We start from the raw sequence: 17,237 nt of genomic DNA, 5'->3' as shown, positions 1-17,237 counted from the left end.
GCGGCGGGCAAAATATCACACAAGGTGTTCGAAATAACACCCAAACGAGGCGAAAGAGTGTGATCTCGGTTTTCCGAAAAATGATTGAAAAGCAGTGAGTTAGCGTTTTTTACGTGAGCCGGTGGCGGTCAAGCCCGACCAAGGTCGGGCTGCCACAAGGGAGAGGTCGATCAGAATTCCAGGCAGATTTTGCCAAAATGCTGATTGCTTTCCTGATAGCGGAACGCATCGGTGATTTGTTCCAGCGCGAAGGATTTATCGATAACCGGGCGCAGACCATTGGCATCAATTGCCCGAACCATCGCCTGCTGATGCGTCCGGCTGCCGACCAGCACACCTTGCAGACGGATCTGGCGCACCAACGCCTGTATCAGCGGGAGCTGGCCGGCGACGCCGGTCAGAATACCGATGAGCGAAATATGGCCACCGATACGCGCAGCGATCATTGATTGCTCCAGAGTGGCTGGGCCGCCCACTTCAATCACGTGATCAACGCCGCGGTTGCCAGTAAGCTGGCGTACTGTCTCACCCCAGGCTGGCGTCTTGCGGTAGTTGATCAAGTGATCAGCACCCATGGCTTTTAGACGCTCGAGCTTCTCATCGCTGGACGAAGTAGCAATTACCGTGGCACCGGCCAACTTGGCAAATTGCAGGGCGAAGATCGATACACCGCCTGTGCCTTGAACCAATACGGTATCGCCAGGCTTGAGTGAATCGTCAGCCATCAGTGCCCGCCAGGCAGTAACGCCGGCAGTGGTCAGGGTCGCCGCCTCGGCATGGCTATATCCCTTTGGGGCGTGGGTAAAGGACGTGGCGCGGGCGGTGACTTGCTCGCGGGCGTAGCCGTCGATGCCATCACCGGGGACCGTGGCAAAACCTTCCACCTGTGCCTGACCATCCTGCCAGTCAGGAAAAAACGTGCTGACGACGGCATCACCCACGGCAAACTCAGTGACACCGGCACCCACCGCCGTGACCACCCCGGCACCATCAGCCATCGGGATACGCGGCTCGTTCGGCCCCCAGATTCCGCTGACCACGGCAAAATCGTGATAGTTGAGCGAGTTGGCGTGCAGACGAACGGTGATTTCCCCCGATTTCGGCGCCGACGCTTCGCAAGTACCGACCTGCACCTTGTCGTAACCGCCGCCCGCTTGAACGTAAATGGCCTTGCTGGACATAAGCATCTCCTGAACTGATCCGACAAATAGCTGATCAGTCTTCGCCTCGCGTTGCCACCGGTCAAGCGCCAGCTCTTGCGAAATATCCTGACAAACTACAATAATGCGACTAATTATCAGTTACTGCATTGGTCAAGCCGTTCATGTCTGCTCCCGATCACGCTGCCCTGCATACGCTTTATAGCGAACATAACGGTTGGTTGAAGAACTGGCTGCGCGCCCGCCTGGGCAACGCCAGCGATGCCGCTGATCTTGCCCAGGACACCTTTATCCGGGTGCTGAGCGCGCGCAATGTGCACGCCATTCGCGAACCTCGCAGCTACTTGGGCGCCATCGCCCATGCGTTGATGGTCGACAAGTTCCGACGCAAGGCGCTGGAGCAGGCTTACCTTGCCGAGCTGGCAAACCGCCCGGAGCACTATGCCGACTCACCGGAAAGCCGTTTGCTGATCCTCGAAACCCTGGTGGGCGTGGACACCCTGCTCGATGGCTTGGGTGAGCGTACTCGGCAGATTTTCCTGGCGGTGCAACTCGAAGGCTTGAGTTATGTGGCAACCGCTGAGCGTCTTGAAATTTCGGTCACCACGGTGAAGAAGCACCTGATCCGCGCCATGACCCACTGCCTGTTGCTGACGGACGACTAAATGGCCCAGCCCCTGGATTACCACACCCTGGAAGCTGCCGCGACCTGGTACGTCCGCCTCAATGCCGCCCAGCCCAGCGACGCCCAACTGCGCGCCTGGCAGGATTGGCTAGGTAAAAGCCAGGCCCACGCCCAAGCCTGGGCACGGGTAGAGAAACTGCAGCGCCAGCTGGGCAGCCTGCCCGCCGATATCGCCCTGCCGACCCTGGCCGGTGTACGCGCCCGTCGACGCGCCGTGCTCAAGACGCTGGCCATGCTGTTGGCCGTCGGCGCCAGCGGCTGGGTCGTGCACGAAAGCAACCCGGCGCAAGCACTGATGGCCCAACTTCGCACCGGTAAAGGTCAACGGCGCCAGCTCAGGCTTAGCGATGGCAGTCAGTTGGAACTCAACTCCGACAGCGCGGTGGATATCCATTTTGACGGCCTGCAACGCCAATTGCAGCTGCACCGCGGCGAAATCATGGTGCAGACCGCCAGCGATGTCGCCGGTCGGCCATTTAGGGTGCGTACAGCCGAAGGCATGGTTCGCGCACTGGGCACCCGCTTTAGCGTGCGCAGTGAAGACGGCCTGAGCCGGGTCAGCGTGCTGCAGCACGCCGTGGAAATTCGCCCTGTGGATAAGCCGCTGTTGATGCTGCGCCTGGAAGCTGGGCAGTCGGGCAGTTTCGACAGACAGCAGATCGGCAACGCTCATGCCGCAGCACCAGGTACGGGCGCCTGGACCCAGGGCATGTTGACGGTGATCGAGTGGCGGCTGGCCGATTTTGTCAGCGAGCTGCGCCGCTATCGTCCAGGCGTGCTGCGCTGCGCCGAAGGCATCACCGACTTGCGCCTGTCCGGTGCCTTTCGCATCGATGATACCGACACCATCCTGGAAAACCTCAGCGCGTCCCTGCCCGTCAAAGTCCGCTACCTGACCCGCTATTGGGTGAGCATCGAAGCGGCCTGAAAAATTCATTCTCAAGGGTTGCCGATTTTCATTCTCATTCGGCTACGCAGTTAAAGCAGCAAATTCTAGCTGCCACTCTGCCCAGCCAATCGAAGGAAAACCTGCATGACCCGCATTTGCCCTCGGGCGCCCCGCCCTCTGGTTCGCGCCGTTCACCTGGCGCTGTTCGGCCTGACCCTGGCACCGCTACCGATGCTGGCGCTGCTGCCGACGCACGCCCAGGCGCAGAGCGTCAGTAAAGACTTCCAGATTGCGCCGGGGGCATTGGGGACCAACCTGAGCCTGTTCGCCACCCGTGCCAACATCACCCTGTCGTTTGATGCACGTCAAACCCAGGGCCGCCAGTCGGCTGGGCTGCAAGGCAATTACTCGGTGGAAGAAGGATTGGCGCGCCTGCTCCAGGGCAGTGGTTTGCAGGCCCAACGCCAGAGCAATGGCGGCTATGTGCTGGTGCCGATCAGCAGCGACGGCACGGTGGAACTGGGCGCCACTAGCATTAATGGGCAATTTCTCGGCGAAACCACGGAAAACACCGGCTCCTACACCACTGCCGTGACCCGCACCGCCACCAAACTGCCCTTGTCGATCCGTGAAACACCGCAATCGGTCACCGTCATTACCCGACAGTTGATGGACGACCAAGGCGCCCAGAGCATCTCCGATGTGTTGCGCAACACCCCGGGTATTTCTTCGCAAACTTATGACAGCGACCGCACCGAGTTCACCAGTCGCGGCCTGGTAATCACCAACTATCAATACGATGGCGTCAACACCATCTATGACGGTGTGTATGACGAAGGCACCGCCCACGTCGACATGTCGATCTATGACCGGGTTGAAGTACTCAAAGGCGCAACCGGCCTGATGACCGGCTCCGGCGACCCTTCGGCGACGGTGAACCTGATCCGCAAGAAGCCTACCGCGCAGTTCCAGGCCTCGCTCACCGGCAGTGCCGGCAGTTGGGATGACTACCGTGGCCAAGGTGATGTTTCCGGGCCATTGAACAGCACCGGCACCCTGCGTGGGCGATTCGTTGGTGCGCAGCAGGACAAGCAGGGCTACCAGGACCACTACGAGCAAAAGAAAGAGGTGTACTACGGTATTCTCGAAGCCGACATCACCCCTGACACCTTGCTGACGGTCGGCATCGATCAACAGGACACCACTCCGCGCGGCACCTCCTGGACCGGTAACCCGGTGTACTACACCGATGGCGGTCGTACCGACTTCTCCCGCTCGTTCAACCCCGGGGCCGACTGGAGTCGACGCGACTTTCAGAACCGCACCTACTTCGCCTCCCTGGAGCAGGCCCTGGCCAATGACTGGTCGCTCAAGCTCAGCGTCAACCAATTGCAGAGCGACCACGACACTCGCCTGGCATCGGCCAGTGGCGGTGCCCCTGACCGTGACGGCAACGGCATGTATTTCTTCTGGGGTCGCTGGGAAGGCCATCGGGTTCAGAACACTGCCGACCTAAACCTCTCTGGCCCGTTCAGCCTGTTTGGCCGCGAGCATGATCTGGTAGTCGGCTATAACGCCTCGTATTCACGCCAAACCGGCGCCACCTGGGACACCAGCGAATTCGCCATGGTGCCGGGCAGTATCTTTGACTGGAAGGGCCACATCGGCGTCCCCGACTTCCCGAAGAACGGCAAGTATGAGCAAAAGAAAAGCCAGACTGGCGCCTATATTGCCACCCGCCTGCGTCCAACCGATGACCTTTCGGTGATCCTCGGCACCCGCGTCAGCACCTTCAAGTACGACGACAATTATGACTATGACGGCCTGAACCCACTGTTCCCGGACAGCCAGGCCAGTTACAAGCAACATGGTGTGGTCACGCCCTACGCCGGTGTCGTGTACGACCTCAACGATACCTACTCGGTATACGCCAGCTACACCTCGATCTATCAACCGCAGAGCAATAAGGACAGTAATGGCAGCACGCTTGACCCGGTCGAAGGCGACAGCTACGAAACTGGTCTGAAAGCCGCCTACTTGGAGGGTAAGCTCAATGCCAGCCTGGCACTGTTCCGCACCGAACAAGACAATGTAGCGGAGCAGATCGGTACCAACCCGGCGACCAACGAAGGCATTTTCAAGGCCACCAGTGGGGCAACCACTGAGGGTGTGGAGCTGGAACTGAGCGGTGAGTTGCAGGAAGGCTGGAACCTGTCGGCCGGCTACACCTACGCCCGCACCCGCGATGCCGACGAACAGCGCATGTACGGGTTCCCGATGAGCACCAGCAAGCCTGAACATCTGGTACGTGTGTTCACCACTTATCGCCTGCCAGGGGTAATGGACAAGGTCACCGTCGGTGGCGGGGTGAATTGGCAGAGCGCGTTCTACGGCAAGATCTACAACCGATCAGTCAACGACTACACCTTTATCAAACAAGGCGGCTACACCCTGGTCGACCTGATGAGCCGCTACCAGTACAACGAACACCTGAGCTTTACCGTCAACGCCAACAACGTGTTCGACAAACGCTACCTGTCCGGGCTGGGTAACTTCGACACCACCTACTACGGCGAGCCGCGCAATATGATGTTGACCACGCGCTGGGATTTCTGAGAAGTGATCGCGGGCTTGTCCCGCGATTACCAACTCACTGGTTAAGCAATACCTGCAATGCCCGGCAATCCGCCGCATGCCAGTCGGTCAACTCCGGCCAGGGGTTGTCCGGCAGGTTGACCAGGACAGTCCTGGCCCCCGCCGCACGACCGCAATCGAGATCAAAACGATAGTCACCAACCATGACCATCTCGCTCGGCTGCACCTGCCAGGCGTTGGCCAGTTTCAGTAGGCCGCCAGGATGCGGCTTTGGTGGTGCCTCATCACGTCCCAGTACGTACGGCTCGGCGAAGCATTCAGCCAGGCCAATGGCTTCCAGCGTCACATGCGCCAACTCCAGCGCATTACGGGTAAGGATGCCTAACTGGCAGCCACGCCCAGCCAGCTCGCGCACCAACTCCACTGCACCGACCGCCGCCTGCGAGCCGATCGCCAGATCACGTTCGTGCTCCAGCAACCAGGCGTGCTTAGCCGCCGCTTCAGCAGCGGGCAACGCGGCCAGGTGGGTAAGGATGTCGTCCGCCGGTGGAATTTCCAGGGCCTCACGAATCGCCGCGAAATCATGCACGGCGACAGTCAAGGTGCCATCCATGTCGAACACCCAATGACGAATATCCTTGAGGCTCATGCCCAATCCTTGCGATGGCGAATCAACCCTTCCTGGCAAGACGAAGCCACCAACTGCCCGGCCTGGTTGTAGATGTTGCCGCGGGAGAATCCACGCGCATTGCCAGCCCACGGACTGTCCATGGCATACAGCAGCCACTCGTCAGCACGCAGATTGCCGTGAAACCACAGCGCATGGTCAAGGCTGGCGATCTGCATGTCCTTCTGCCACACCGATTTGCCATGGGGCAACAGCGAGGTAGTCAACAGGCCGAAGTCCGAGGCGTAGGCGAGCATGTACTTGTGCAGCGCCGGCACGTCCGGCAAGGTGCCATCGGCGCGGAACCAGATGTACTTCACCGGATCACCCGGCTTGGGGTCGAACGGATCTTCTTCCGTGACCGGGCGCATCTCGATCGGCTTGGCGCAGAGCATCTTGTCGCGGATCGTTTCCGGCAGGCGGTCAGCGATGCGCTGGAACAGCTCCACTTCCGAAGGCAGGTTCTGCGGGCCAACCACCGCCGGCATCTGCGTCTGGTGTTCAAAACCCTCTTCGTCGTATTGAAACGAAGCGCTGCAGGTAAAGATCGGCTGGCCCTTCTGAATCGCCGTCACCCGCCGGGTGCTGAAACTGCCACCGTCGCGAACCCGGTCAACCGAGTAGACCACCGGCATCGCCGCATCACCTGGGCGCAGGAAGTAACCGTGCAAGGAATGCACATGACGCGCTTCTTCAACCGTCTGGCTGGCCGCCGACAACGACTGACCCAGTACCTGGCCGCCATACAACTGACGAAAACCCAGGTCCTGACTGCGCCCGCGGAACAGATTTTCCTCGATGGCTTCCAGACTCAGCAGGTCAACCAGATCGTCCAACACGTGGCTCATTCAAGATTCTCCAAAGCAATGCGCAACTGCGACAAATGATACAGGGTTTGTCATAGCTCACCCGTATGTCGTGCAATTCAGCCGCGCAGGGTCTGTTGCCACTGGGCTCGGTTGATGCGGTACAGCACATGCGGCCGCAAGGGATGAAACTCGGGCAGTTTCGGGTGCAAGAAGCTGCCCTTCAGGTCTTGCTGCATGCCAATGGCTTGCATGACTTTCTGTGATGGCAAGTTGCTCTCGGTGGTGAAGGACACTACCTGCTCCAGGCCCAACTGGGCGAAGGCGCAGCGCAAGCTGGTCCAGGCTGCTTCGCTGGCAAAACCCAAGCCCCAGTGGCGACGGGCCAGACGCCAGCCAATTTCTACTGCGGGGGTGAAATCGGCGTCGAAATTAACGTTGAGCAGACCCGTCATGCCAATGAAGGCGCCGCTGTCTTTGCGCTCTAACGCCCACAGTCCAAAACCATATTCATTGAAATGACCACGGATACGGCCGATCAGGGCAGCGCTTTCCAGGCGAGTCAGGGGGGCAGGAAAATAGCGCATGACGTGTGGATCGGTGCACATGGCGGCGAATTCGCCGAGATCGTCGTCCTGCCATTGGCGCAGCACCAGGCGGGCGCTTTCCAGTTCAAGTATGGGGGTCATTGCCTGCTCCTCGACACATCCCCTGCAGTTTATAGCGTAGGCACCTGCAGAAAAATCGCGATTCAAACAGATAAAGACTTTTTTCACATTCGCTTCACCTGCTCTGCACAGGCCACTTTCTAAAGTGCCGCCATTCTCACCGCACCCATCGTCCTGGTTGCTACCCGATCCAATTACCCGCACGGAGTATTGTTGTTGCCAAACACCGCTGAGAACCTCGTTCTGTCCCCCTCCAAACGACGACGTTTATCCACACTCAAAACGCTGTGCATCGGGCTGAGTGTGATGCTTGCACTCGCCACCCTCAGCGCCTGGGCGTCAACGAGAACACATATCGTGGACTTGAGCAGAGACAATCGAATGTACAGCAGCGGCGTGTACCGTGAATGGTCCAAGGGCAAGGTGATCGTGCTGATCCGTCATGCCGAGCGCTGTGACCGTTCAAGCAGTACCTGCCTCAGCGACCCGAGCGGCATCACGGTGGCAGGCAGTCAGGTTGCTACAGACGTCGGAGACGGTCTGCAACATCTAGGGCTGGGCGATGCAGATGTGCTAAGTAGCCCACAAGTAAGGACCCGCCAAACGGCGCACTATATCTTTGGCAAAGCCATTAAAAGTGAAGAGTGGGTACAGCAATGCGACGAGGGCTTCGCCGAATCGGCCCTGGCGCATAAAGCTACCGATCACAATCTGGTGCTGGTCACCCATAGTGGTTGCATTGACCACCTGGAGCGTCAGCTGAATGTCCCTGGTGGTCAGCGCTCCAGCGACTATGCCAGCGCTTTGTTCGTCTCGGTCGCTGCCGATGGGAAACCGAGAATTCTCGGCAAAATGAACGCCGACCAATGGCAAAGGCTACTGGATAGCACAAACAGCTGAGCAGTTGTGCCAGCGAGTCGACACCATCAAACAACTCATAAAGTAGCGCAACGGCGCCAGCAACTGGCAAGATCAGCCTCTGTCCCGCTCAAGAATCTGTCATGCCGCTGCCGCTGATCTACCACGACGACTACAGTCCGGAATTTCCCGCTGATCACCGCTTTCCGATGGACAAGTTCCGTCTGCTGCGCGATCACCTGGTCGACAGCGGCTTGACCAGTGAGCAGGCGCTGCTACGTCCGCAGATCTGCCCCAACGACATCCTCGCCCTTGCCCATGACCGCGATTACATCGAGCGCTATATGAATGGCGAGTTGTCACACGAAGACCAGCGACGCCTCGGTCTACCCTGGAGCGAAGCACTGGCCCGACGTACGGTGCGCGCAGTGGGCGGCTCCTTGCTGGCGGCGGAACAGGCCCTGGAACATGGCATCGCCTGTCACCTGGCCGGTGGCACTCATCATGCGCACTATGACCACCCAGCCGGCTTTTGTATCTTCAACGACCTGGCCGTCATCAGCCATTACCTGCTGGAAGCCGGTCGCGTGCACAAGGTGCTGATCTTCGACTGCGATGTTCACCAGGGCGATGGTACCGCGCGGATTCTCCACGACACCCCGGACGCCATCACGGTGTCCTTGCACTGCGAGCAAAACTTCCCGGCACGCAAGGCCCAGAGCGACTGGGATATTCCGTTGCCACGGGGCATGGGTGACCAGGCCTACCTGAAAGTGGTCGAGGACGCGCTCAACTACCTGTTGCCGTTGTACCGTCCGGACCTGGTGCTCTATGACGCTGGAGTCGATGTGCACAAGGACGATGCCCTCGGCTATTTACAGCTGACCGATGAAGGCGTCGCCGCCCGTGACGAGCAGGTGCTGCGCCAGTGCCTGGGCCGCGATATTCCGGTGGTCGGGGTAATTGGCGGCGGCTACAGCAAGGACCGCCAAGCCCTGGCACGCCGTCATGGCATTCTCCATCACAGCGCCAGCCGAGTCTTGGGTTACTCACAATGACTGTGGAGCTGCCTGTGGATAACCTGAGCGAAAGCCACTGAAGCCCTTTGCCCGCTTGGCTTTGAGACGACTGTACGTTTTTTGCTCAGTGTTTCCACCTGCCCTGCTAGGGTAGAATGCCGGCTCTTTTTCCCAGCTTGCAGCCGACCATGACCGACACCCGTTCCGCCAACCGCCCACACGTTGCCATTATCGGAGGCGGGCCGGCCGGGCTGATGGCCGCCGAAGTGCTCGGCCAGGCCGGGGTCGCAGTGGACCTGTACGACGCAATGCCTTCAGTTGGACGAAAATTCCTTCTGGCTGGCGTCGGTGGCATGAACATCACCCATTCCGAACCTTACCCGGCCTTCGTCTCCCGTTACGCCGAACGCTCTGGCGAAATTGCCGGGTTGCTCGAAGGCTTTAACGCTGATGCACTGCGCCAGTGGATTCACGACCTGGGCATCGAGACGTTTGTCGGCAGCTCTGGCCGGGTTTTCCCCCGCGATATGAAAGCCGCCCCGCTGCTGCGTGCCTGGCTCAAGCGCCTGCGCGACAACGGGGTAGTTATCCACACCCGTCATCGCTGGCTCGGCTGGAATAGCGATGGCAGCCTGCGGTTGGCTTATCCACAAGGCGAACTGGCACTCAAACCTGACGCGACCCTGCTGGCGTTGGGCGGCGGCAGCTGGGCACGCTTGGGTTCCGATGCGGCCTGGGTATCTTGGTTTGTGGATAAAGGCGTGCAGGTCGCACCATTGCAGGCCGCTAACAGTGGCTTCGAGGTGCAGGCCTGGAGCGATCTGCTTAAGGCCAAATTCGCGGGTGCGCCGCTGAAGAACATCGCTCTGAGCCTTGCCGGTCAAACGCCGCGCCTGGGTGAGTGCATTGTCACAGCTCAAGGGCTGGAGGGTAGCCTGGTGTATGCCTGGTCGGCGCAGATTCGTGAGGCGATCAACCGGGCAGGCAGTGCCACTGTGCTGCTCGACCTATTGCCCAATCGCACTGTGGATAACATTCAAGCGGCCCTGGCAAAACCACGCGGCTCGCGCTCAATGGCCAAGCACTTGCACAGTCAGTTGGGTCTGGATGGCGTCAAGGCGGCATTGCTGCGTGAGCTGACCGACGCACAGTGCTTTGCTGATCCGCAATTACTGGCCCAATTGATCAAAGCCCTGCCTATTGTGCTGGTGCGCCCTCGCCCGCTGGATGAAGCGATCAGCAGCGCGGGCGGCGTAGCGTTCGAAGCACTGAACGAGGGCTTGATGCTCAAGCAACTGCCGAGCGTGTTTTGCGCTGGGGAAATGCTCGACTGGGAGGCGCCGACAGGTGGCTACCTGCTGACAGCGTGTTTTGCCAGTGGACGTAAGGCGGGTCTTGGGATTCTGGACTGGCTGAAACGCTAAGGAAAGCCAGCTCCCAGTATTACCGGTGGGAGCCGGTCTTGCCGGCGATGGGCCGCAAGGCGGCCCTAGGCGCTCAAGGCTTACGCTTGCGCGGCCCGGTATTGAACGTCGGCACCTTGCGCACCGGCTTGGCCGCAGGCGCTGCCGCCGGTGCCTCACCGCTGTCCATCCAGCGCCCCAGGCTACGTTTGCTGCTGCTTTCCTTGGGCTTCTTCGGTTTCTTGGGCTTCTTCAGCACCTGACCATTGGCATCGGTCATCGGCACCTTGTGATCAGGAATGAAGTCCGGCTCTTCGTGGCGCGGCAAGGTTTTGCGGGTCAGGGTCTCGATCGCCGACAGCAGCTGCACTTCATCAGCGCACACCAGCGAAATCGCCTCACCGGTATTGCCCTTACGGCCGGTACGACCGATACGGTGGATGTAGTCTTCGGCGACGATCGGCAGGTCAAAATTGACCACCAATGGCAGGTCGTCAATGTCCAAGCCGCGCGCTGCCACGTCGGTGGCCACGAGGATCTGGATTTCCCGCGCCTTGAAACTGTCCAGGGCACGCTGACGCGTCGCCTGGGGTTTGTCGCCATGGATGCCGTCGGCGTTCACGCCCAGGCCACGCAAGCGCTCAACCAGCTGATCGACCCCATTACGGGTCTTGGCAAACACCAGCACCTGCTTCCAGCGCTGCTTGCGCAACAGATGGCTGAACAGCTCCGGCTTGCGCTTCTTGTCCACCGGGACGATCCATTGCTTGACCGTGCTGGCGGTGACGTTACGCGGGCTGACTTCGATGCTCAGGGGATCATTCAGGGTCTGCCCGGCGAGCTGGCGGATCTCGTCAGAGAAGGTCGCCGAGAACAGCAACGTTTGCCGACGGGCCGGCAAGGCGGCATACACGGCGCGCAGTTCTTCGGCAAACCCCAGGTCGAGCATGCGGTCGGCTTCGTCGAGTACCAAAGCCTGCAATTGATTGAACTTCACCGCATTCTGGCGGAACAGATCGAGCAGGCGCCCGGGTGTCGCCACCAACAGATCGATGCCCTTGCGCAGCTTCATCATCTGCGGGTTGATACTCACCCCGCCGTACACTGCGTAGGTACTCAGGGGCAGGTGTTCGGCGTACTCGCGGATGTTGCTGTGGACCTGTTCGGCCAACTCGCGGGTCGGTACCAGGACCAGAGCACGTACCGAGTTACTGGCAACCTTGGCCCCTTCCAGGGTCAGGCGTTGCAACAGCGGCAGGGCAAAGCCTGCGGTCTTGCCGGTACCGGTCTGGGCCGCGGCCATCAGGTCACGCCCGGCCAGCACGGCAGGAATGGCCTGGGCCTGGACCGGCGTCGGGGTGTTGTAGTCCAGGCGCTCAAGCGCGCGCAGCAAAGGTTCAATCAGGCCAAGTTTGGCGAATGTCATGGCAGTACCGTCAGGGGAATTCAGCAATGGCGGCAGTTTACCTTGTTCCGCCAGCACCTTCCTGACAAACCGCTGCCTCGCTCACATGCGCTTGCGGCTTACTGACCACCGTTGTCGGTTTGCGCCACTGTGGCAGGCCAATCAACACCACTGCACCAATGATCACCGCCATGGCCACGCACTCCTCAAAGCCGATCTGCTCACCGGCAAACAGGATCCCCAGCAACACCGCCACAGCCGGGTTGACATAGGCGTAGCTGGTAGCCGCTGCCGGACGCACATGCTTGAGCAAGTACATATAGGCGCTGAAGGCCAGGATCGAACCGAACACCACCAAATACGCCAACGCCCCCCAACCGGCAGCCGTAGGCATCTGGGTCATGCGCTCACCGCTCAGGGCGCTGCCCAGCAGCAAGACGCCACCGCCCACCAGCATCTCTGCGGCACTGGCCATAGGCCCTTGGGGCAACGGCAGGCTTTTGCTCCAGACCGAGCCAAACGCCCACGAGGCGGCGGCAAACAGGATCAACGCGGCGCCCATCGGGCTGGCCTGCAGGTTTGACCCTAGGTTGAGCATGGCAATGCCGATCAGCCCGAGCAGGATCCCAGCCCATTCCAGGCGGGTGTTGCGCTGGCCCCAGAACAAGCCGAACAACAGGGTAAACAGCGGTACGGTGGCCACGGCCAACGCGGCAACCCCGGAGGCAACGCCTGCATGTTCGGCCAGGGTCACGCCCCCATTGCCACAACTGAGCAACAGTACACCGATCACCCCAGCTGCACGCCATTGTGGCCAGGTCGGTGCCGGCACCCCGCGCCAGCGCAAGAAGCCGTACAGCAGCGTTCCGGCAATCAAAAAGCGCACGCCTGCCATCAGGAGCGGTGGCCAGGACTCGACACCAATGCGAATAACCAGGTAGGTCGAGCCCCATACCAGGTACAGCGCGAGAAAGGCGCCGATCAAAACCAGGGGAAAGCGACGAGGGGCAGACATGGGAGGCTCGAATTCTGTTAACGGGAGGTTTAGTTTAGAAAGGCATATGCGTAAACATAAGTTACAAAACCTGTTTAAACGAACCATACACTTTTGAAACAACGGTTCTTCTAACCCTTAACCTTTGATTCAGCATGACCTTGAGAAATGCCATGGACAAGTACGATCGAATACTCCTCAGTGCCTTGCTGGAAAACGGCCGCGCCTCGTTTGCCGAGCTTGCGCGCAAGGTCAACCTGTCTGCTCCAGCAGTCGCCGAACGAGTGGCCAAACTTGAGGCCAGCGGTGTGATCACCGGCTACCAGGCAAAGGTCGATCTGGAGAAAATCGGCTTGCCAATCCAGTGCGTTATTGAACTGCGCTTGGCCAGTCATGGTAATCAGCAGACGTACGAAGAGCTCACCCAGATCCCGCAATTGACCGAATGCCACCGGGTCACTGGCGATCCTTGTGTGATCATGAAGGCCGCAGTGAGCTCAATGCCGGAGCTGGAAGCGTTGATCAACCGCATCGCCCAATTCGGGTTCAGCAAGACCTCGATCATTCTCTCCAGCGCAGTGGAACAGCGCTTGCCGCTGGGCCACCTTGAGCACAACGGCAGAAAAACCTAGCGGTAGGCCTGTAGCGCTTGAGCCACCTTCGCTGCCGGGACCTTCTGCAAACGGCACAGCAACTGGTGGGACACCGCATTGACGCCTTGCGCAAGCAACTGCCCAGCCAGGTGTTGAGCGAGGTTGGCGGCCATTTCCGCATCCGCCATGGCCCGGTGCGCGGTGCCGGTGTCTGGCAAGCCAGCCCAGCGGGTCAGGGTGCCAAGCTTGTGGTTGGGTGCTGTCGGCATCAAGCGTCGAGCCAACAACATCGAACAGGCAAAGTGTTGATTGCGACTGCGACCGATCTGCGCCAGCTCGTAGTCCCAGAACTTCTGGTCGAACGACGCGTTGTGCGCCAGCATCGGCGTTTCCCCGACGAACTCGGCCACTTCGTTCATCACCCGGGCAATCGGCGGGGCGCTGCGCAGCATGGACGTGGTGATGCCGGTAAGGCTCGCTACAAAAGCCGGCACTGACAACCCTGCGTTCATCAGGCTCTGGTAGCGTTCGACGATGCGCCCCTGCTCAAGCATGACCACTGCCACTTCAGTGGCGCGGCAATTGGCCCCCGGCGAAATGCCCGTGGTTTCAAAGTCGATGACAGCAATACGTTCCAAAACAAAACCTCAGTAAAACCTAGTGCCTGAGCAACAGGCCGCCCTCGATGGGCACATAACGACTGGCAGCGCGAATCAGTGAATTGGCGGTCAGGCCTGGAACGCCATAGGCAACGGCTTCGATGCCGTGACGACTGATTACCCGCTCCAGCAACAGGTCAAAATCTCCGTCACCGGACGCCAGCACCACTTCATCGACCCGTGCAGCGGCGTCGATCACGTCCAGGGTGATACCCACATCCCAATCGCCCTTGGCCGAGCCATCGCTGCGTTGAATGTAAGGTTTGAGTTTGACCGTGAAACCGAGGTTACGCAGGATCTGCTGAAACTGCTGCTGCTTGCTGTCGCCGCGATCGATGGCATAGGCCACCGCCTCGACAATCTGCCCATGCTGGCTGATGTCAGCCCAGAGCGCGGCATAATTGAAATGACAGCCATAGGCCTGGCGCACGGTGTAGTAGAGGTTCTGCACGTCGGCGAATACCGCGATCTTCTTCACCGTTTTTCCTCATGGCGCCGCGGCGCGGTTGCCGGCCTCCGCACACCGGGGCCGTTTCGGCGCCCAGTATGCCAGCCTGGAGGCGGTGCGGGTATGTGCGCTCAGACGAAGCTGTCGTCGCCGTCGAAGAAACCGCTGTCATCACTGCCGTAATCAGCGTCCATGAAGCCACCCTGATCGCTGCCGTAGTCACTGTTGTCGGCGGTCAGACGCTGGTCATCATTGCTGCCCCAGCCACCACTGTCGCTGGCAGGTGCAGGCTCTTCCTTGATCACCTCCACCACCTCTTCTGGCTGCGCGTTATGGTTGAACAGGCTGCTAATACCCTGGGCCAGCATGACGCCGCCTGCCACGCCCGCAGCGGTCTGCAGCGCACCCCCAAGGAAACTGCTCGCACCACCGCGTGGTGCCTGGGCAGGCGCTGCGTTAAAACCCTGCTGGCCGGTGAAACCTGGCTGATTGAACGAACGCGACGGTTCACGCCAGCCGCCACGGCTTGAGGCACTGGCCGGCGCTTGTGACTGCAGCGGCTGCGGATCACGAGAGCCACTGCCGAAGATACTCGACAGAAAACCACCACTGTTGCTCGGCGCAGTGGCCGCGACTTGCGCCTTCGCCTGCTTCAGTTCGGCCTGCAGTTGCTTGTTCTGCTCGTCCAGACGTTTGAGTGCAGCCTCCTGAACCAAAATCGCCTGGGCCATGTAATAAGGTGCCGAAGGTTGCTGTTGCAGGTGCTCGGCGATTCGCGCCTGGGCCTGAGCGTCGCGGGGCACGGCTGGGTCTTCGGCTTGCCTGAGTCGGCCGAACAGGCCATCGATCAGGGTTTGTTCTTCACTGTTCATGGGCAACCTCATACAAAAGCCGGGGAATTCAGGTTCACTGAAAATGGGGTGTCTGGGCCGTGGATTCAACACAAGGCGCGATGAAACTTTCTTCAGGTTAAGTGCTAGCTGGGCTAAAGTTACGCCCTGCTTTTTGCCAATACGATATCGACCGATGAATCCGCTCAGTGTTTTGCGTGACTCCCTGTATTTCTTTCGCCGCCACCTGCTGAGCATTGTTCAGCTCTGCCTGCCACTGGTGGTGCTCGAAGCCCTGTTCACCCAGTTGCTCTACCAGCAACTGGGCAAGGACGCGTCACAGGCCTACGGCATGCTCGCCAGCCTGTTGTTCTACCCACTGTACAGTGCCGCACTGATTCTCTACCTCGACACCCGCAGCAACGGTTACACCCCACTCAAGCGCAACCTGCTGGCCATGGCGTTGCGCCTGTGGCCATCGTTTGCCCTGATGGTGATGCTCAGTTCGCTGCTGATCATGGCCGGTGCTGCACTGTTTATCCTTCCCGGCATCTGGGTGATGGTCAACCTGGTGTTCGCCGAGTACCTGCTGGTGCTGCGCGGCTTGCCACCGATTGCCGCGATGCGCGAAAGTTTTCAGATGACCACCGGCAATTTCTGGCGAATCCTCACCTGTATCCTCGGCGTTCTTGCGCCGTTGTGGCTGGTTGATGGCCTGAGCCAGATGCTCGTCCCTGAGCCGTCGCCCTTGCTAGAACTGGCGCTGGACAGCGGCAACAGCTTCTTACAGCTGTTCAGTACCGTGGTGATGTTCCGTCTGTTCATGCTGATCAGCGAGCCTGCCGAGCAGCCGCCAACGTCCTGAGAAGGAAAGTTTTCGGTCTCCAATATCCGCTCACCGGATTTCACAATGCGTGCGCTGCAGCCAAGCGCTGCGCGCACCTCTGAAACCCGAAAGTTGAAAGGATAAGGAAATCACCATGACCGAAACTCATACCACAATGCTGTACGCCGAAGAGATCTCGTCATTTCAAGGCAGAATCTACCTCCTCGACGCCGGACGCAAAATCCCCCTGCGCCTCAGTCAATCTTCTGACAAGTTCACCTGGGGCATCACCCCTGAAAGCGACTGGCTCCAGGCAGGCGGCAAAGAAGAATCACCCGTGCTCAACTTCGTCTTTCATTCCCAGACCGAAAATCGTCTGCACTTCAATATCTCCGGCACAGGGCGAAATGCTGCGAAGAAACTTGGCATCAGCCGTAATGGCTACTTGGGACTGTACGAACAAGCGCAGGTCACGGATTTCTGGAAGTTCGAGCCGTTGGCCTGGACAGAGAACGGGCTGGTGTGTCGCTGGCGCGATCACCAGGGGCATCAGGTCAAAACGATCCTCGATGCCCCTCATCACGAACGAGGAACGTTCTTCCTCCTGAACGTCAAAGATGGTGAAACCCATGAGTTTCTGGTCGAACGAATCGGCTGACGGAATCGTTATGGGCTCATTGCAGTAGTGTACAAACCAGCCATCAGACCAGGTCGCCTGATGGCTGTCCGTCC

General features: G+C 59.7%; 18 protein-coding genes. 9 read left to right on the top strand and 9 right to left on the bottom strand.

The annotated features are described in order from the left end of the window. Positions 1-170: 170 nt before the first annotated feature. The gene (locus CX511_RS04045) at positions 171-1,181 is read right to left on the bottom strand and encodes a zinc-dependent alcohol dehydrogenase family protein (RefSeq protein ID WP_045182703.1); all 1,011 of its coding nucleotides are present in this window, start codon (positions 1,179-1,181) and stop codon (positions 171-173) included. Between the two features lie 143 nt (positions 1,182-1,324). Here CX511_RS04045 and CX511_RS04040 point away from each other — a divergent pair, with 143 nt between their 5' ends. From CX511_RS04040 to CX511_RS04030, 3 genes are all read left to right on the top strand, one after another. Next, the gene (locus CX511_RS04040) at positions 1,325-1,825 is read left to right on the top strand and encodes a sigma-70 family RNA polymerase sigma factor (RefSeq protein WP_101293021.1); all 501 of its coding nucleotides are present in this window, start codon (positions 1,325-1,327) and stop codon (positions 1,823-1,825) included. Next, positions 1,826-2,773, top strand: a complete 948-nt coding sequence (locus tag CX511_RS04035; protein ID WP_101293016.1) for a FecR domain-containing protein — start codon at positions 1,826-1,828, stop codon at positions 2,771-2,773. 105 nt (positions 2,774-2,878) lie between these two features. After that, positions 2,879-5,350: a TonB-dependent siderophore receptor gene (locus CX511_RS04030; RefSeq protein ID WP_052675491.1), complete on the top strand. Its 2,472-nt coding sequence runs from the start codon at positions 2,879-2,881 to the stop codon at positions 5,348-5,350. A gap of 34 nt (positions 5,351-5,384) precedes the next feature. Here CX511_RS04030 and CX511_RS04025 read toward each other — a convergent pair whose 3' ends face one another. The 3 genes from CX511_RS04025 to CX511_RS04015 all read right to left on the bottom strand — a co-directional run bounded on the left by CX511_RS04025 (position 5,385) and on the right by CX511_RS04015 (position 7,491). Continuing rightward, positions 5,385-5,978: an HAD family hydrolase gene (locus CX511_RS04025; RefSeq protein WP_101293015.1), complete on the bottom strand. Its 594-nt coding sequence runs from the start codon at positions 5,976-5,978 to the stop codon at positions 5,385-5,387. Continuing rightward, complete coding sequence (gene tesB, locus CX511_RS04020; RefSeq protein WP_045182698.1) at positions 5,975-6,844, bottom strand: acyl-CoA thioesterase II; 870 nt, start codon at positions 6,842-6,844, stop codon at positions 5,975-5,977. The genes CX511_RS04025 and tesB overlap by 4 nt, the downstream gene beginning before the upstream one ends. Positions 6,845-6,921: 77 nt before the next feature. Next, positions 6,922-7,491 (bottom strand): GNAT family N-acetyltransferase, encoded by a 570-nt coding sequence (locus CX511_RS04015; protein ID WP_045182696.1) that lies wholly within the window; start codon positions 7,489-7,491, stop codon positions 6,922-6,924. Positions 7,492-7,680: 189 nt separating this feature from the next. Here CX511_RS04015 and pmrG point away from each other — a divergent pair, with 189 nt between their 5' ends. From pmrG to CX511_RS04000, 3 genes are all read left to right on the top strand, one after another. Then, positions 7,681-8,370 carry a lipopolysaccharide core heptose(II)-phosphate phosphatase PmrG gene (gene pmrG / locus CX511_RS04010; RefSeq protein WP_045182694.1) on the top strand — a complete coding sequence of 230 codons (690 nt, stop codon included), beginning with the start codon at positions 7,681-7,683 and terminating at the stop codon, positions 8,368-8,370. Between the two features lie 101 nt (positions 8,371-8,471). Beyond that, positions 8,472-9,386 (top strand): histone deacetylase family protein, encoded by a 915-nt coding sequence (locus CX511_RS04005; RefSeq protein ID WP_045182692.1) that lies wholly within the window; start codon positions 8,472-8,474, stop codon positions 9,384-9,386. A gap of 149 nt (positions 9,387-9,535) precedes the next feature. Beyond that, on the top strand, positions 9,536-10,771 hold the full coding sequence (locus CX511_RS04000) for a TIGR03862 family flavoprotein (RefSeq protein WP_045182690.1): 1,236 nt from the start codon (positions 9,536-9,538) through the stop codon (positions 10,769-10,771). Between the two features lie 73 nt (positions 10,772-10,844). Here the strand turns inward: CX511_RS04000 and rhlE1 are convergent, their stop codons facing one another. Further along, positions 10,845-12,176 carry an RNA helicase RhlE1 gene (gene rhlE1 / locus CX511_RS03995; RefSeq protein ID WP_045182866.1) on the bottom strand — a complete coding sequence of 444 codons (1,332 nt, stop codon included), beginning with the start codon at positions 12,174-12,176 and terminating at the stop codon, positions 10,845-10,847. A 37-nt stretch (positions 12,177-12,213) separates the two neighbouring features. Beyond that, the gene (yedA, locus tag CX511_RS03990; RefSeq protein ID WP_045182689.1) at positions 12,214-13,170 is read right to left on the bottom strand and encodes a drug/metabolite exporter YedA; all 957 of its coding nucleotides are present in this window, start codon (positions 13,168-13,170) and stop codon (positions 12,214-12,216) included. A 152-nt stretch (positions 13,171-13,322) separates the two neighbouring features. Between yedA and CX511_RS03985 the strand changes: the two genes are divergently transcribed. Further along, complete coding sequence (locus tag CX511_RS03985) at positions 13,323-13,781, top strand: Lrp/AsnC family transcriptional regulator (RefSeq protein WP_045182687.1); 459 nt, start codon at positions 13,323-13,325, stop codon at positions 13,779-13,781. On the opposite strand, the gene CX511_RS03980 is transcribed toward CX511_RS03985, so the two are convergent. The 3 genes from CX511_RS03980 to CX511_RS03970 form a co-directional block, all read right to left on the bottom strand. Further along, positions 13,778-14,380, bottom strand: coding sequence for a 3'-5' exonuclease (locus CX511_RS03980; RefSeq protein WP_101293014.1), 603 nt, complete (start codon positions 14,378-14,380; stop codon positions 13,778-13,780). The two genes, CX511_RS03985 and CX511_RS03980, sit on opposite strands and share 4 nt — an antisense overlap. 19 nt (positions 14,381-14,399) lie before the next feature. Continuing rightward, positions 14,400-14,879, bottom strand: coding sequence for a LabA-like NYN domain-containing protein (locus CX511_RS03975; RefSeq protein WP_045182683.1), 480 nt, complete (start codon positions 14,877-14,879; stop codon positions 14,400-14,402). A gap of 101 nt (positions 14,880-14,980) precedes the next feature. After that, positions 14,981-15,721 (bottom strand): DUF2076 domain-containing protein, encoded by a 741-nt coding sequence (locus CX511_RS03970; protein WP_045182682.1) that lies wholly within the window; start codon positions 15,719-15,721, stop codon positions 14,981-14,983. 154 nt (positions 15,722-15,875) lie between these two features. On the opposite strand from CX511_RS03970, the gene CX511_RS03965 reads away from it, so the two are divergent. Continuing rightward, on the top strand, positions 15,876-16,544 hold the full coding sequence (locus tag CX511_RS03965) for a DUF7847 domain-containing protein (protein ID WP_045182680.1): 669 nt from the start codon (positions 15,876-15,878) through the stop codon (positions 16,542-16,544). 115 nt (positions 16,545-16,659) lie between these two features. Further along, the gene (locus CX511_RS03960) at positions 16,660-17,163 is read left to right on the top strand and encodes a hypothetical protein (RefSeq protein WP_231353364.1); all 504 of its coding nucleotides are present in this window, start codon (positions 16,660-16,662) and stop codon (positions 17,161-17,163) included. The last annotated feature ends 74 nt before the right edge of the window (positions 17,164-17,237 follow it).

Origin of the sequence: Pseudomonas sp. S06B 330, from assembly GCF_002845275.2 — a bacterium.
GTDB lineage: Bacteria > Pseudomonadota > Gammaproteobacteria > Pseudomonadales > Pseudomonadaceae > Aquipseudomonas.
This window is presented reverse-complemented; position numbering and strand designations above follow the sequence as displayed.